The 677-nt window shown below is 46.2% G+C and carries 1 protein-coding gene and 1 pseudogene; both read right to left on the bottom strand.

Features of this window, described 5'->3' with window-relative positions; genetic code table 11:
- Window positions 1-6: 6 nt before the first annotated feature.
- Complete coding sequence (locus tag RTW80_RS26690; RefSeq protein WP_136360491.1) at window positions 7-399, bottom strand: plasmid partitioning/stability family protein; 393 nt, start codon at window positions 397-399, stop codon at window positions 7-9.
- 4 nt (window positions 400-403) lie between these two features.
- Window positions 404-677: pseudogene (locus RTW80_RS26685) on the bottom strand (plasmid segregation protein ParM domain-containing protein); the annotation flags it as partial.

The following is a 677-nucleotide window of genomic DNA, read 5'->3' as shown; positions in this document are numbered from 1 at the left end:
GATATATCAGAATAATTTTTGCATTTTAAGGCGCACATCATTCATTGCCTCCTGCACCGAATCAGTAGCAGAAGGAGGCATTTTTTCAGCAGATTGAAAAGCACCGAGTTCAGTCAACACAGCTCTGATATCGGCCTGAGAAGGCTTCCATCCTGTCGTCTGACTGAGTAAGGTTACAACCTGATCTGCTGAAAACTCCTCGCTCAAAATGGCAGTCAGCAATACAGGCAGGCGAGGATCAAGTTGGTGTAACGCCATTCCAGAAATAAATGCATTCCGGAACAGCTCACCACGCTCAGAACGCGGAACGGACTCTATCGCTTCCAATGTTTGAAAGTCTGCAGCTTTTTCCGGATGCAGATAAAGTGTGAATTTTTTCCTTTTCCGTTCATCGTCCACAATATTACTCCTCTTTGAAAGCCGCGATAGCTTCAACCAGTGCTGTCTGTGGCGACTCCATCATCACTACTTTTTGCCCAAGATGGTGCCATGCCGTTTTTATCGAATCATAGATCAACGGGGCCCCACCACCGACAACATAAACACGATTCACATGATGAAAATCACCGAGCTCATTGACTACTTGCTCCCCCAGACTGGCAATAGCCCCCTCAATGGTATTAAGGACCAGATCAGTTTTTGTTTCGTCATTTATAACCTGCCGACCAAAGTCCGGG

The sequence above is a fragment of the Escherichia sp. AM3 genome (genome assembly GCF_032029835.1).
Classification (GTDB): Bacteria; Pseudomonadota; Gammaproteobacteria; order Enterobacterales; family Enterobacteriaceae; genus Escherichia; species Escherichia coli.
Note: the sequence above shows the minus strand (reverse complement) of the source record. Positions and strands in the feature narration are given on the sequence as shown.